This is a genomic window from Streptomyces sp. CA-249302, from assembly GCF_050936785.1.
In the GTDB taxonomy this organism is placed as follows: Bacteria; Actinomycetota; Actinomycetes; order Streptomycetales; family Streptomycetaceae; genus Streptomyces.
This window is the reverse complement of record NZ_JBNJMG010000001.1, coordinates 9,273,397-9,286,782: the sequence shown is the minus strand read 5'-3', so window position 1 is coordinate 9,286,782 and position 13,386 is coordinate 9,273,397. Positions and strand designations below refer to the sequence as shown.

Annotated in this window: 12 protein-coding genes; 4 read left to right on the top strand and 8 right to left on the bottom strand. The window is 69.4% G+C overall.

Features of this window, described 5'->3' with window-relative positions; translation table 11 throughout:
- Positions 1-145: 145 nt before the first annotated feature.
- Genes ACQEWB_RS41740 through ACQEWB_RS41725 form a run of 4 tightly spaced genes read left to right on the top strand, consistent with a single transcriptional unit; the run spans position 146 to position 3,493 of the window.
- The gene (locus ACQEWB_RS41740; RefSeq protein ID WP_432840718.1) at positions 146-1,114 is read left to right on the top strand and encodes an ABC transporter substrate-binding protein; all 969 of its coding nucleotides are present in this window, start codon (positions 146-148) and stop codon (positions 1,112-1,114) included.
- Complete coding sequence (locus tag ACQEWB_RS41735) at positions 1,111-1,884, top strand: ABC transporter permease (protein WP_432840716.1); 774 nt, start codon at positions 1,111-1,113, stop codon at positions 1,882-1,884. Before ACQEWB_RS41740 ends, ACQEWB_RS41735 begins: the two co-directional genes overlap by 4 nt.
- Positions 1,881-2,660 carry an ABC transporter permease gene (locus ACQEWB_RS41730; RefSeq protein WP_432840714.1) on the top strand — a complete coding sequence of 260 codons (780 nt, stop codon included), beginning with the start codon at positions 1,881-1,883 and terminating at the stop codon, positions 2,658-2,660. Before ACQEWB_RS41735 ends, ACQEWB_RS41730 begins: the two co-directional genes overlap by 4 nt.
- Positions 2,661-2,680: 20 nt before the next feature.
- The gene (locus tag ACQEWB_RS41725) at positions 2,681-3,493 is read left to right on the top strand and encodes an ABC transporter ATP-binding protein (protein WP_432840712.1); all 813 of its coding nucleotides are present in this window, start codon (positions 2,681-2,683) and stop codon (positions 3,491-3,493) included.
- Here the strand turns inward: ACQEWB_RS41725 and ACQEWB_RS41720 are convergent.
- From ACQEWB_RS41720 to ACQEWB_RS41685, 8 genes are all read right to left on the bottom strand, one after another.
- Positions 3,462-5,606 (bottom strand): discoidin domain-containing protein, encoded by a 2,145-nt coding sequence (locus ACQEWB_RS41720; protein WP_432840710.1) that lies wholly within the window; start codon positions 5,604-5,606, stop codon positions 3,462-3,464. The two genes, ACQEWB_RS41725 and ACQEWB_RS41720, sit on opposite strands and share 32 nt — an antisense overlap.
- 82 nt (positions 5,607-5,688) lie before the next feature.
- On the bottom strand, positions 5,689-7,293 hold the full coding sequence (locus ACQEWB_RS41715; protein ID WP_432840708.1) for a glycoside hydrolase family 13 protein: 1,605 nt from the start codon (positions 7,291-7,293) through the stop codon (positions 5,689-5,691).
- Between the two features lie 30 nt (positions 7,294-7,323).
- Positions 7,324-8,184, bottom strand: coding sequence for a carbohydrate ABC transporter permease (locus tag ACQEWB_RS41710; protein WP_432840706.1), 861 nt, complete (start codon positions 8,182-8,184; stop codon positions 7,324-7,326).
- The gene (locus ACQEWB_RS41705; RefSeq protein ID WP_432840704.1) at positions 8,181-9,137 is read right to left on the bottom strand and encodes a carbohydrate ABC transporter permease; all 957 of its coding nucleotides are present in this window, start codon (positions 9,135-9,137) and stop codon (positions 8,181-8,183) included. Before ACQEWB_RS41705 ends, ACQEWB_RS41710 begins: the two co-directional genes overlap by 4 nt.
- 5 nt (positions 9,138-9,142) lie before the next feature.
- Positions 9,143-10,492: an ABC transporter substrate-binding protein gene (locus ACQEWB_RS41700; RefSeq protein WP_432840702.1), complete on the bottom strand. Its 1,350-nt coding sequence runs from the start codon at positions 10,490-10,492 to the stop codon at positions 9,143-9,145.
- 110 nt (positions 10,493-10,602) lie between these two features.
- Positions 10,603-11,598, bottom strand: coding sequence for a LacI family DNA-binding transcriptional regulator (locus tag ACQEWB_RS41695; protein ID WP_432840700.1), 996 nt, complete (start codon positions 11,596-11,598; stop codon positions 10,603-10,605).
- Between the two features lie 61 nt (positions 11,599-11,659).
- On the bottom strand, positions 11,660-12,343 hold the full coding sequence (locus ACQEWB_RS41690) for a GntR family transcriptional regulator (protein ID WP_432840698.1): 684 nt from the start codon (positions 12,341-12,343) through the stop codon (positions 11,660-11,662).
- Positions 12,344-12,384: 41 nt separating this feature from the next.
- On the bottom strand, positions 12,385-13,386 hold the full coding sequence (locus ACQEWB_RS41685) for a proline racemase family protein (protein WP_432840696.1): 1,002 nt from the start codon (positions 13,384-13,386) through the stop codon (positions 12,385-12,387).

Genomic DNA, 13,386 nt, shown 5'->3' with positions numbered 1-13,386 from the left:
AAGTGTCAACAATGTTGTCGGCGAACCCATTGACCGGACTCGATTGCGGCTTCTACCTTCCCGCTGAGCAAGTCCGCGCACTACTGTGCGCCTTGCGCACAACCTGTCGGAACACCGCTGCACCGTTCTCTGCACAGGAGGAGCCATGCGCCGTCTGATCGCCGGTCTCACCACCGGCGCCTTCCTGCTCGTCGCGACGGCCTGTGGCTCGTCGGGCGGCGGTTCGCCCAGCGGGAGCACGTCGTCCGGGGGCACCACCACCGTCAAGGTGGGGCTGATCCCCATCGTCGACGTAGCGCCTCTCTATCTCGGTGAGAAGAAGGGCTTCTACGCGAAGCAGGGCCTGAAACTGTCGCCGACGCTCGCTTCCGGCGGGGCCGCCATCGTGCCCGCGGTGGCCTCGGGCCAGTACCAGTTCGGGTTCTCCAACGTGTTCTCCCTGATGGTCGCCCAGTCCAACGGCGTCTCCCTGAAGGCGATATCCAACGGCGTCGCCTCAACGGGCGTGCAGGGCAAGGACTTCGGGGCCGCCGTGGTCAAGAAGGACAGCCCGATCAAGACGATGAAGGACCTCGAGGGCAAGAAGGTCGCCGTCAACACCCTCAAGAACATCAACGAGTTGGTGGTGCGGGAGTCGGTGACGAAGGCGGGCGGTGACCCGGACAAGGTGAAGTTCGTCGAGCTCCCCTTCGACCAGATGCCCGCCGCGCTCGACAAGGGGCAGGTCGACGCGGCCATGGCCGTCGAGCCCGCACTGACCACCATGAAGGAGCAGGGCGCCCGCGAGATCGCCTCGCCGCTGGTCGACATGGCGGCGAACCTCACCGTCGCCATGTACTTCACGTCGACTGCGTACGCGCAGAAGAACCCCGAGATCGTGAAGAAGTTCCAGACGGCCACCGCCGAGTCGCTCGCCTACGCGGACGCCCACCCGGACGAGGTCCGCCAGATCGTCACCACGTACACCCAGGTCCCCGCGGCGGTGCTGGCCAAGGTCACCCTGCCCAAGTGGCCGGCCGAGGCGAACCGCGCCTCGATCGAGACGCAGGCGAAGCTGGGCGAGCAGTACGGCTTCTTCAAGAAGTCGCCCGACCTGGACGCGCTGCTGCCGTGAGGGTTACGAACGCCGCGCTGGGCGCGGCCGGGCTCGCGGCCTTCCTCGCCCTGGGCGAGGCGGTGCCGCGGCTCGGCCTCGTCAAGGAGGCCTATTTCCCGCCGACCAGCCGTATCGCCTCCGCGCTGTGGGACGAGCTCTCCGACGGCGGCTTCTGGTCGGCGCTCGGCGACACCCTCACCGGCTGGGCGATCGGTCTGGCGATCGCGGTCGGCGCGGGTGTCGTCGTGGGCGTGCTGGTCTCGATCGTGCCGTACCTGCGCGAGGCGACGGCCTCGACGATCGAGTTCCTCCGCCCGATCCCGTCGGTCGCGCTGATCCCCCTCGCCGTGCTGCTGTACGGCACCGAACTCAAGTCGGTGCTGCTGCTCGTCGTGTACGCGTCCTTCTGGCAGGTGCTCATCCAGACCCTGTACGGCGTCCAGGACGTCGACCCGGTCGCCGAGGAGACGGCACGGTCGTACGGCCTGGGCACCTGGGCCCGCGTCCGCCATGTGCTGTGGCCGACCGCGCTGCCGTATGTCATGACCGGCGTGCGGCTCGCCGCGGCGGTCGCGCTGATCCTCGCCATCACGGCCGAACTCGTCATCGGGGCACCGGGGTTGGGCCAGCAGATCGCGGTCGCGCAGACCTCGCAGGCGGTGCCGGAGATGTACGCGCTGGTCGTGGTCACCGGTCTGCTGGGGCTGATCATCAACGTCGGCGCGCGTGCCGTGGAGCGGCGGGCCCTGGCCTGGCACCAGTCGGTGCGCGGGGAGGTGGCGGTGTGAGGCGCGTCCTGCTCCGGTTGTTCTTCGTGGTGGCGCTGCCCGTGGTGCTGGTCGCCGGGTGGTGGGCCGCGTCGAACGGCAGCACGGACCCGTTCTGGCCGCCGCTGCGGACGATCGCCAAGACCTTCCCCGACGTCTGGACGGCCGACCGGCTGCGCACCGACGTACTGCCCAGCATCCTGCGCCTCGCGGCGGGTTACGCGCTGGCGGCCGTGGGCGGCGTCGTACTCGGCACCGTGATCGGCTCCTACCGGCGGGTGCGGGCGGTGTGCGAGCCGGTCCTGGAGTTCCTGCGCGCGGTCCCGCCACCCGTGCTGGTCCCGATCATCACGCTGTTCGCGGGCATCGGCGACTCGATGAAGATCGTGGTGATCGCGAGCGGCTGCGTCTGGCCGATCCTGCTCAACACGGTCGAGGGGGTACGCGCGGTCGACTCGGTGATGCTGGAGACGGCCCGTTCGTACGGCATCACGGGCGTGGCGCGGCTGCGGAACCTGGTCCTGCGCTCGGCGAGCCCGCAGATCTTCGCGGGCCTGCGCCAGGCGCTGTCAATCGGCATCATCCTGATGGTCATCAGCGAGATGGTCGCGGCCAGCAACGGCATCGGCTTCACCATCGTCCAGTTCCAACGCAGCTTCGCCATCCCGGACATGTGGACCGGGATCCTGGTCCTCGGGCTGCTCGGTTTCCTTCTCTCCGTCGTCTTCCGGCTGGTCGAGCGGCGGGTGCTCGGCTGGTACCACGGACTCCGCGCATCCACCCGGCGGTCCCCGTGAACCTCGTGAAAGGGCGGTCCATGCTCGACGTACGCGGCCTGAAGAAGGTCTACGAGGGGTCCGGCCGCCGTGTCGAGGCGGTGCGGGACCTCACCTTCACGGTGGAGGCGGGCGAACTCGTCTGTCTGGTCGGCCCGTCGGGCTGCGGCAAGACGACCCTCCTCAAGTGCGTGGGCGGCCTGCTCACGCCGACGGCCGGCCAGGTGACACTCGCGGACAGTCCGGTGAGCGGGCCGCCGCCCGGGATGGCGTTCGTCTTCCAGGAGTACGGCCGCAGTCTGTTCCCCTGGATGCGGGTCGCCGAGAACATCGAACTCCCCCTGAAGCAGAAGGACTTGACCAGGGCCCGGCGCAGGGAACTGGTCGCCGACGCACTGGAGTCGGTCGGCCTCACCGACGCCGCCGGCGCCTACCCGTGGCAGCTGTCCGGCGGTATGCAGCAGCGCGTCGCCATCGCCCGCGCACTCGCCTACGAACCCGACGTCCTGCTGATGGACGAGCCGTTCGCGGCGGTCGACGCCCAGACCCGTGCCGATCTGGAGGACCTGGTACGGCGGTTGTGGCGGGAGCGCGCGATGACGATCCTGTTCGTCACCCACGACATCGACGAGGCGGTGTACCTGGGCGAGCGGGTGGTCGTCCTGTCCGCCTCCCCCACCGTCGTACAGGAGCAGCTGAAGGTCGATCTGCCGGACGAGCGCGACCAGTTGCACACCCGGGTCGCCCCGCGCTTCGCCGAGCTGCGGACCCATGTGTACGAGCAGATCCAGGCGGCGAAGCGCGGGGTCCCGCAGGACGCGGTCACGAAGTCGGATACGCCTCCACCTCACTGAACTGCCCTGCGGGCCAGCCGGTGTTGGCGCTGACGGACAGCCGCAGATAGCGGAGATTCGTGCTGCTCGGCAGCGCGACCGTGGCGGTGTTGCCGGTGGCCGGGTCGAAGCGGTAGCCGGAAGAGCCCACCACCGTCGAGTAGTTGGAGCCGTCGGTGCTGCCCAGCACGGTGATGGTCTGGGTACGCGCACCCCACGCCGTCGACGGGGGCAGCTTCAGCACCAGTCGCCGTACCACGTAGGACGAGCCCAGGTCGACCGTCCAGGACTGCGGGAAGGCGTTGTTGGTGGACTCCCAGTAGCTGCCCGCGTCACCGTCGACCGCCTTGCCGGGCGTGTAGACGTCCTGTGAGCCGGTGGCGGTGGCCGGGCGACCCTTGGCGAGGTTGCGGTTCGGGTCCGGGTCGGGGTTGCCCTGGCCGGGTTGCGGCCAGGTCGAGCAGTCCGACCAGGTGCTGCTCCAGCCGGAGTTGCCGCCGCCGTCGGTGAGCGTGAAGGTGCCGGAGCTCGCCGGGTAGGGGCAGTTGTAGATGCCGGCCGCGCCCACCGAAGTGGCCGTGACATTGCGGAAGGTGGCCGCCCCCTGCGCCTCGGCCTGGACGACCACCGTCCCGGTGTTGCGCACGGTCGCGCCGTCCAAGGTGACATTGCGGACGGGATAGCCCTGCCCGCCGCCCGACACGAACTCGAAGGCGCTGTACGGGCTGTCGGTGACCGTCGTGTCGGTGATGCTGACGTCGGCGTTGATGGCGCTGTCGTACGAGTCGACGCGCAGCGCACCCATCGGGTGGTTCCAGTTGGGGTTCATCGCCCCTGCGCGGACGAGGGTGTTGCCGTCGACCGTGATCGTCCCGGCCAGCGGGGAGAAGGGGTCGAGGAACTTCTGGTTGGAGATCGCGATACCGCTGCCGAGGGCGTTGGTGTCGGAGACCAGGTTGTTCTTCACGGCGATGTCCGTACCGCCGTAGATCGCGATGCCGTTGGCGAGGTTGGGCTGCGAGATGGTGTTGTTCTCGAAGCTGGAGTTGGTGTCCGCCGAGTACAGCGACCACATGGCGAGGGAGTCGTCGCCCTGGTTGCGCAGGAAGTTGTTGCGGACGCGGACCCCGCGGGCGTTGCCGTTGAGGTTGAGGCCGTCGGCGGTGGTGTCGAGGATGCGGTTGTTCTCGACGACCAGGTTGTCGTTGTTGCCCATCAGCCAGAGGCCGACCTTGAGGTGCTGGAGCCACATGCCGGAGACCGAACTGTTCGGCCCCAGCGAGCCGTTGACGAAGTTGTCCGGGTTGGAGTCGACGCGCTCGGTGACCTCTCCGATGACAGCGAAGTCCTTGATGTGCACGCCCCCGGAGGAGCTGGACTGGTCGATGAAGCGGGAGCCGTGCACGACCGAGTACCAGCTGCCCGCGCCCTGGAGCGTCACGTTCTGCACGCCGCTCAGGGACGAGGTCAGCTTGTAGTCGCCCGGCGGGATCCACACCACTCCCCCTTGGGCGGCGGAGATCGCATCCCGGAAGGCCTGGGTGGAGTCGCCGTTGCCGCTGGGATCGGCGCCCTTCGAGGTGACCGAGACCGAGCCGGCCGGCTGTGAGGCGGCGGCGTCGACCTGCTCGAAGTCGGCGACGTCCACGGTGACTTGGGTGCCCGTGGACTGGAAGGCGACCTTGTCGCCGGACTGGAGGTTCTGCCCGAGGAGCAGCCGGGCGTTGTCGAAGAAGTGGTGCTGCTTGGCGCCCGGGATCCAACTGGTCTCGATGTACGAGTACTTGGAGGTCACCGCCAGCGTCTTGCTGATCTTCGTGCCGTTGACGTACACGTCGAGGGAGCCGGACTGGCCGTCCGGGACGCTGTAGGCGAGGTTCACGGCGTTGGCCGCGCGCGGCACGGTGAACTCGACGCGCTGCCCCGCAGTGACGCGCACGGCCTGGCGGCCGGAGGCCTCGGAGGCGAGGGTGCCCTGGGTGTAGTCGGGGCCGATCCTCGTGCCGGTGGAGGTGGCGGACTCGGCCTCGACCGAGGTGAAGGGCAGGGTGGCGCCGGAGGCCGCGTGGGCGGCGGGGACGGTGGCGGTGAGCAGTCCGGCGGAGAGGGCGACCACGGCACCCATTGCTGGCATGCGCCTGACAGATCTGGACCTGTGCATGTGCTGATCCCTTCGGGGTGGGGGTGCGGGGATAGCGGCTGCGGTCGGCTGCGGCTCAGGCGCTCAGCCAGACCGCGGTGTCCTTCGGCAGTCGGCCGTCGGTGGTCAACGGACCGCTGGCCAGAAGAAGTTGCAGCTGGGCAGGCAGTTCGGCGGGGATGTCGGCGAGGTTCACCACGCACCTGGCGCGGCCTTCCGCGCGGGCGAAGGCGAGGACGCCCTCGGGTGCGGGCAGCCAGCTGAGCGGGCCGTCCCCGAACACGGACCGCAGCCCGATCGCCGCGCGGTACAGGGCGAGCATCGAGCCGGGGTCCGCGGCCTGGCGGTCGGCGGCGTACGTTGCCCAGTCCGCGGGCTGCGGCAGCCACGGCTCCTGCTGCGAACCGAAGCCCGCGTACGGCGCCTCGGCGGCCCACGGCAACGGCACCCGGCACCCGTCGCGCCCCGGGTCGGTGCCGCCGGAGCGGAGGTACATCGGGTCCTCGATGCGGTCGCGCGGGACCTCGGCCTCGGGCAGGCCCAGTTCCTCGCCCTGGTAGACGTAGACGGATCCCGGCAGCGCCAGCGACAGCAAGGCGGCCGCGCGGGCGCGCCGGGTACCGAGGGCGAGGTCGGTGGAGGTGCCGAAGGCCTTGGCGGCGAAGTCGAAGCCGGTGTCGGTACGGCCGTAGCGGCTGACGGTCCGCGTCACGTCGTGGTTGCACAGGACCCAGGTGGCGGGGGCGCCCACCGGGGCGTGCTCGGCGAGCGTGGTGTCGATCGATGTACGGAGCCGGTCCGCGTCCCAAGGGCAGGACAGGAAGGAGAAGTTGAAGGCGGTGTGCAGTTCGTCGGGGCGGAGGTAGCGGGCGAAGCGCTCCGCGTCGGGCAGCCACACCTCTCCGACGAAGACGCCGTCGTACTCGTCGGCCACCGCGCGCCACGAGCGGTAGATGTCGTGGAGTTCGTCGCGGTCGACGAAGGGGTTGGGGTCGCGGCCCTCGACGTAGTCGGGCAGCTCCGGGTCCTTGGCGAGCAGGGCGGCCGAGTCGATGCGGACGCCGGCGACGCCTCGCTCGAACCAGAAGCGCAGGATGTCCTCGTGCTCCTGACGGACCGCCGGATGGGCCCAGTTGAGGTCCGGCTGCTCGGGAGTGAACAGATGCAGGTACCAGTCGCCGTCGGGCAGCCGGGTCCACACGGGCTCGGTGGAGCCGAGGAACTGGGACGGCCAGTCGTTGGGCGGGAGTTGGCCGTCGGGGCCGCGTCCAAGGCGGAAGTGGAACAGCTCGCGCTCGGGGCTGCCGGGCCCGGCGGCGAGCGCGGCACGGAACCAGGGGTGCTGGTCGGACACGTGGTTGGGCACGATGTCGACGATGGTGCGGATGCCGAGTTCCCGCGCCTCGGCGATCAGCTTCTCGGCCTCGGCGAGCGTGCCGAAGGCCGGGTCGATCACGCGGTAGTCGGCGACGTCGTAACCCCCGTCCTTCTTCGGCGAGAGGTACCAGGGGCTGAACCACAGCGCGTCCACGCCGAGTTCGGCGAGATACGGCAGCTTCGAGCGGACGCCCGCGAGGTCACCGGTGCCGTCTCCGTCGCCGTCGGCGAAGCTGCGGACGTACACCTGGTAGATGACGGCGGAGCGCCACCACTCCTGCTGGGCATGGCGGGGCTGTCCCACTGTGCTTGCCTTTCGGTCGGAGGGAGGGCGTCAGCCCTTGGTGCCGCCCGCGCTGATGCCCGCGATGATGTGCCGCTGGAAGAGCAGGAACAGGGCGACCATCGGGATGCTCGCGATGACCATCGCGGCGATGAGCACGGTCAGTTGGATGTTTTGCGACAGCTGCACGAGTGCCACGCTGATGGGCTGCTTGTCGGTGTCGGAGAAGACCATCAGCGGCCACAGGAAGTCCTGCCACACGGCGACCAGCGCGAAGATCGACACGACTCCGAGGACCGGCCGGGACATGGGCAGCACGATCGACCAGAGGGTGCGCAGCTTTCCGGCGCCGTCCATCTCGGCGGCCTCCAGGACATCGCGCGGGAGTTGGTCGAAGAACCGTTTGAGGAGGTACAGGTTGAATGCGTTGGCGGCGGCCGGGAGCCAGATGGCCAGGGGGTCGTTGAGGAGGCCCAGGTCCGCCACGGTCAGGTACTTCGGTACGACGAGCGCCTGGGCCGGGACCATCAGCGTGGCGAGGATGCCGCCGAGGATCACCTTGCCGAAGACCGGCCGGAGCCGGGACAGGGCGTAGGCGGCGGCCGTGCACAGGACCAGCTGGAACGCCCAGGCGCCGGCCGCCTGGACGACCGTGTTCCACAGGTGCCGCGGGAGCTGCATCAGGTCCCAGGCGTCGGTGTAGCCGCTGAGGTGCCAGTGGGTCGGGACGAGCGTGGGCGGGGTCTCGGCGATCTCGTCCGGGGACTTCGTCGCGCCGGTCACCATCCAGTAGACCGGGAAGAGGAAGGCGAGGGCGAAGATCAGGACGACGGTGGTGAAGACGGCCCAGTAGACGGCTTTGCCGCGCGGGCGGGCCAGGGTCGCCGGGGAGATCAGGGTGCGGGTGCTCACAGGTCCCCCTCTCCGGAGCGGGTCAGCCGCAGGTATACGGCGGAGAAGGCGCCGAGCAGCACGAGGAGCATGACGCTGAGTGCGCAGGCGCCGCCGAAGTCGTTGTAGAGGAAGGCGTATTTGTAGATCAGGTAGAGGACGGTGACCGTGGCGTTCTCCGGGCCGCCGCCAGTGATGACGAAGGGCTCCGTGAACACCTGCATCGTGGCGATGATCTGAAGGAGCATCAGCATGAGGATGACGAAACGAGTCTGAGGGATCGTCACATGGCGGATGCGCTGGAGGAGGTTCGCGCCGTCCAGCTCCGCCGCCTCGTACAGCTCGCCCGGGATGGACTGGAGGGCGGCCAGGTAGATCAGGACGGTGCCGCCCATGTTGGCCCAAGTGGCCACGATGACAAGGGAGATGAGCGCGGTGTCGGCGCCGTTGGACCAGTTCGAGGTGGGCAGGTGCAGGAAGCGGAGCGTCTCGTTGGCGAGGCCGGCTCCGGGGTCGTAGAACCACTTCCACAGCAGGGCGCTGACCACCGGCGGGATCATCACCGGGAGGTAGACCACCACCCTGAAGAAGGCCTTGGCGTGCCGGAGTTCGTTCAGGACGAGGGCCATCACGAAGGGGATCGCGAAGCCGATCAGCAGGGCGAGCAGGGTGAAGGTGAGGGTGTTGCGCCAGGCGGCGGTGAACTCCGGGTCGTGCCAGACGCGGGTGAAGTTCGCGGTGCCGACCCACTCCGGCGGTGAGCCCGGCGTGTACTTCTGGAAGGCGATCACGACCGCGCGGATCGCCGGGTACCAGGAGAACAGGGCGAAGCAGGCGAGGCCGCCGAGGAGGAACGCGTAGGCGCGGACCTGGTCGGCGAGGCGGCGCCGCCTCCGCTCCCCTGCCGGAGGCGACGCCTGGACCGGGTGGACGGCGGCCGTCTCGACCGGTCGCCGCTCGGCCGTCTTCGTCATGCCCGTCAGCCTCGCGCCAGGATGCCGTCGATCTTGCCGGAGGCGTCCTTGAGGAGCTGGTCGATGTCGGCGTCCTTCTTGGTGAGGACGGCGGAGACGACGGAGTCGAGGACGGAGTAGAGCTGCTGGGCGTCCGGTGGTTCGATCTTCAGCTGGAGGCTGTGGTTGCCGTCGAGGAAGGCCTGGTAGTTCTCCACCGGCACATTGGCGTTGGCCTTCTTCACCTGCTGGTCCTTGGCGTCGGCGGCGCCGGTGAACAGGCGCGGCTCAGGCAGGCCGACCGGGGCGTCCGCCTTCTTGGCGCGGGCGTAGTCGCCGAGGAAGCCGGTGCCGGGGGTGAGGAACATGTGGTCCAGCCACTTCAGGCCGGCCCTGATCTGGGCGGGCGTGTCGTGCTTGTTGAACATGTAGCCGTCGCCGCCGATGAGCGTGCCCTTCCCGCCGGGCATGGGCGCGAGGGCGAGGTCCTTGTAGCTGCCGCCCTTCTCCTTGACCAGGATCGGGATGTTGTCCGGCGCGGAGAGATACATGCCGAGCCTGCCCGAACCCATCATCTGCTGCACGTCGTTGATGACCAGGAGCTGCTTGCTGCCCATCGAGTCGTCGGTCCAGCGCATGTCGTGCAGGTTCTGCAGCACGGCGTGGCCCTCGGGGGTGTCGATGGTGGCCTGCTTGCCGTCGGCGCTCACGACGTCGCCGCCCTGCGAGTACAGCTCGGCGGTGAAGTGCCAACCGCCTTGGTTCTGGGCGCTGTAGTCGGCGTATCCGACGGTGCCGCCGCCGAGCGCGGCGATCTTCTTGGCGTCGGCGCGGACCTCTTCCCAGGTGGCCGGCGGCCGGTCGGGGTCGAGGCCGGCCTTCTCGAAGAGCCTGCGGTTGTAGATCAGGCCCATCGAGTAGCCGGTGCGCGGGATGCCGTAGATCTTCCCGTCGACTGTGTAGATGTCGCGCAGTTGCTGCTGGATGGTGGCGTAACTCTTCAACTCCTTGATGTACGGGGTGAGATCGGCCGCCTGTTTGATGTCGACGACGTGCTTGGCGTCGGTGAAGTACGTGTAGAAGACGTCCTCCATCTGCCCGCCGGCGAGCTTGGCGTCGAAGGTCTTGGGGTCCTGGCAGGGGAACGCGTCGTGCGCGACGACGTCGATGTCCGGGTTCTGCTTCTCGAAGGCGGAGACGTCCTGCTCGAAGAAGCCGCGGTCGACCTTGGCGCTCTTGGGCGGCTCGCAGTTGACCGTGATGCGTGTCTTGCCGCTCGCCGAGCCGTCGCCGCCGGACCCGCAGCCGGACGCGGCGAGGGCGAGGGAACAGACACTGAGCGCGACGAACGTACGGCGGAACCCGGTGCTTCTCATCGGTGGACCCCTCGTGGCAGGAGCGGTGGGCGGGGCACACTCAAGCACCGCCAACATCTGTCCGCAAGATGTCGCGCGAAATTTGAAATTATTGGACAGCCGAGCGGATCTCAGTCACGAGGCGCTTGCGCGGTCGACCCCCGGACCACCAGCTCGGGCTCGAACAGCAGCTCGTCCGGTGCTACGGAGTTGCCGTTGACCTGCGCGTTCAGCAGCTCCACGGCTGCCCTTCCCATGGCCTCGATGGGCTGGCGAACGGTGGTCAGCGGGGGTTCGGTGCAGTTCATGAGGGCCGAGTCGTCGTAGCCGACGACCGAGACCCGGCCCGGCACGTCGAGCCCCTTGCGGCGGGCGGCCCTGACGACTCCGAGGGCGAGGGGGTCGCTGGCGCAGATGAAGCCGGTGACGCCACGGTCGAGAAGCCGGGTGGCGGCCGCGTGCCCGCCCTCGATCGAGAACATGGCGCGGGCGACGTGCTCGTCCGGGAGTTCACCCATGGCCCGTGCGGCGGCGAGCTTGCGGGCCGACGGCACATGGTCGCCGGGCCCGAGCACCAGCCCGATCCGCTCGTGCCCGAGGGAGGCGAGGTGCCGCCAGGCCTGCTCCACCGCGACGGCGTCGTCGCAGGAGACGCCGGGGAAGCCGAGGTCGTCGATGGACGCGTTGACCAGCACGACCGGGATGTTGCGCTCGGCGAGCCGCCGGTAGTGGTCGTGCGGGGCGTCTGCCTGGGCGTACAGCCCGCCGGCGAAGACGACGCCGGAGACCTGCTGTTGCAGCAGCAGGTCCACGTAGTCCGCCTCGGAGACGCCGCCCTTGGTCTGGGTGCACAGCACCGGCGTCAGTCCGAGCTGCGCGAGCGCCCCGCCGATCACCTCGGCGAACGCCGGGAAGATGGGGTTCTGCAGCTCGGGCAGGACGAGCCCGACGAGCCGGGCCCGCTCACCGCGCAGTTGCGTGGGCCGCTCGTAACCGAGCACGTCCAGCGCGCTCAGCACCGCCTGCCGGGTGGCATCGGAGACCCCGGGCTTGCCGTTGAGCACCCGGCTGACCGTGGCCTCGCTGACCCCGACCTTCTTCGCCACCTCGGCAAGTCGTCGCGTCATGCGCGCAAGAATAGCGCAAGGAACGCAAGCCGTTTGCGTGAATCTGCCGGCGGTCCTCGCCTCAGTGGTCCTCGCCGCGCGCGGCCCACAGCCCGCGGACGTGGCCGAGGTGCCGGGTCATGACCTCCCGCGTCTTCTCGGCGTCGCGGGCGAGCAGTGCGTCGAGGAGTTCGAGGTGCTCGCGGGCGGAGGCCTCCAGTCGGCCCGACTCGACCAGTGCGGTCAGCCCGTACAGGCGGGAACGGCGGCGCAAGTCCCGTACCACCTCGACGAGATGCTCGTTGCCCGCCAGCGCCAGCAGCCCGAGGTGGAAGTTCAGGTCCGCCTCGACGTAGGCGATGAGGTCGCCCTTCCCGGCGGAGGTGACGCACTCCATGGCGGTGGCGCGGAGTGCTTTCAGGTCGGCGGGGTCGGCGGTGGCCGCGAGGCCGACGGTGGTGGGGATCTCGATCAGGGAGCGGATGTGGGTGTACTCGTCGAGCTGCTGCTCGGAGAGGACGGAGACCCGGAAGCCCTTGTTCGGGACGATCTCGACCATGCCCTCCTTGACCAGCTCCAGCATGGCCTCGCGGACCGGGGTCGCGGAGACGCCGAGGCGGGGCGCGAGGGCGGGCGCCGAATAGACCTGGCCGGGGCGCAGTTCACCGGAGATCAGCGCCGCCCGCAGCACGTCCACGACCCGTTCCCGGTAGTTGGGGCTCCTGCCGCCGAGGGCGGGCACGGCGGGGCGCTTCTTCGGGGTCATGGTGATCGTCCTCCTTGGGTCACCGGACATTATCGGGTCCTCTAGAGCACGAACCCGGCCGGGAAGGGGTCCTCCGGATCCAGCAGGTACTGGGCGGTTCCGGTGATCCAGGCGCGGCCGGTGAAGCTGGGCAGGACGGCCGGGCGGCCCGCGACCTCGGTCTCGCCCAGGAGGCGGCCGGTGAAGCGGGTGCCGATGAAGGACTCGTTGACGAACTCGGTGTGCAGCGGGAGTTCGCCGCGTGCGGCCAGCTGCGCCATGCGCGCGCTGGTGCCGGTGCCGCAGGGCGAGCGGTCGAACCAGCCCGGGTGGATCGCCATGGCGTGGCGGGAGTGGCGGGCGGTGGAGCCGGGGGCGATCAGGTGGACGTGGTGGCAGCCGCGGATGGACGGGTCCTCGGGGTGGACGGGCTCGTCCTCGGCGTTGATGGCGTCCATGAGCGCGAGGGCGGCGTTGAGGATGTCGTCCTTGCGGGAGCGGTCGAAGGGGAGGGCGAGGCGGTCGATGGGGAGGATGGCGTAGAAGTTCCCGCCGTATGCCATGTCATATATTACTGACGAACCGTCAGCCAACGCCACCTTCCGGTCCAGCCCCACCGAGAACGACGGCACGTTCCGCAGCGTCACCGCCTTCGCCGCGCCGCCCTCCACCGCCACCTCGGCGACGACGAGCCCCGCCGGGGTGTCCAGCCGGATCGTTGTCACCGGCTCGACGACCTCGACCATGCCGGTCTCGACGAGCACGGTCGCCACGCCGATCGTGCCGTGTCCGCACATCGGGAGGTAGCCGGAGACCTCGATGTAGACGACGCCCCAGTCGCAGTCGGGGCGGGTCGGCGGCTGGAGGATCGCGCCGCTCATGGCGGAGTGGCCGCGCGGCTCGTTCATCAGCAACTGCTTGATGTCGTCGCGGTGTTCGCGGAAGTACAGGCGCCGCTCGTTCATGGTCGCGCCGGGGATGGTGCCGATGCCGCCGGTGATCACGCGGGTGGGCATGCCCTCGGTGTGCGAGTCGACGGCGTGCAGGACGAGTCTGCTGCGCAT

Excerpts from the sequence above, each read along its gene's own strand:
- ACQEWB_RS41740 (WP_432840718.1), top strand. The coding sequence starts at position 146 with ATGCGCCGTCTGATCGCCGGTCTCACCACCGGCGCCTTCCTGCTCGTC.
- ACQEWB_RS41725 (WP_432840712.1), top strand. The coding sequence starts at position 2,681 with ATGCTCGACGTACGCGGCCTGAAGAAGGTCTACGAGGGGTCCGGCCGC.
- ACQEWB_RS41720 (WP_432840710.1), bottom strand. The coding sequence starts at position 5,606 with ATGCCAGCAATGGGTGCCGTGGTCGCCCTCTCCGCCGGACTGCTCACC.
- ACQEWB_RS41705 (WP_432840704.1), bottom strand. The coding sequence starts at position 9,137 with ATGACGAAGACGGCCGAGCGGCGACCGGTCGAGACGGCCGCCGTCCAC.
- ACQEWB_RS41700 (WP_432840702.1), bottom strand. The coding sequence starts at position 10,492 with ATGAGAAGCACCGGGTTCCGCCGTACGTTCGTCGCGCTCAGTGTCTGT.
- ACQEWB_RS41695 (WP_432840700.1), bottom strand. The coding sequence starts at position 11,598 with ATGACGCGACGACTTGCCGAGGTGGCGAAGAAGGTCGGGGTCAGCGAG.
- ACQEWB_RS41690 (WP_432840698.1), bottom strand. The coding sequence starts at position 12,343 with ATGACCCCGAAGAAGCGCCCCGCCGTGCCCGCCCTCGGCGGCAGGAGC.
- ACQEWB_RS41685 (WP_432840696.1), bottom strand. The coding sequence starts at position 13,386 with ATGCGCAGCAGACTCGTCCTGCACGCCGTCGACTCGCACACCGAGGGC.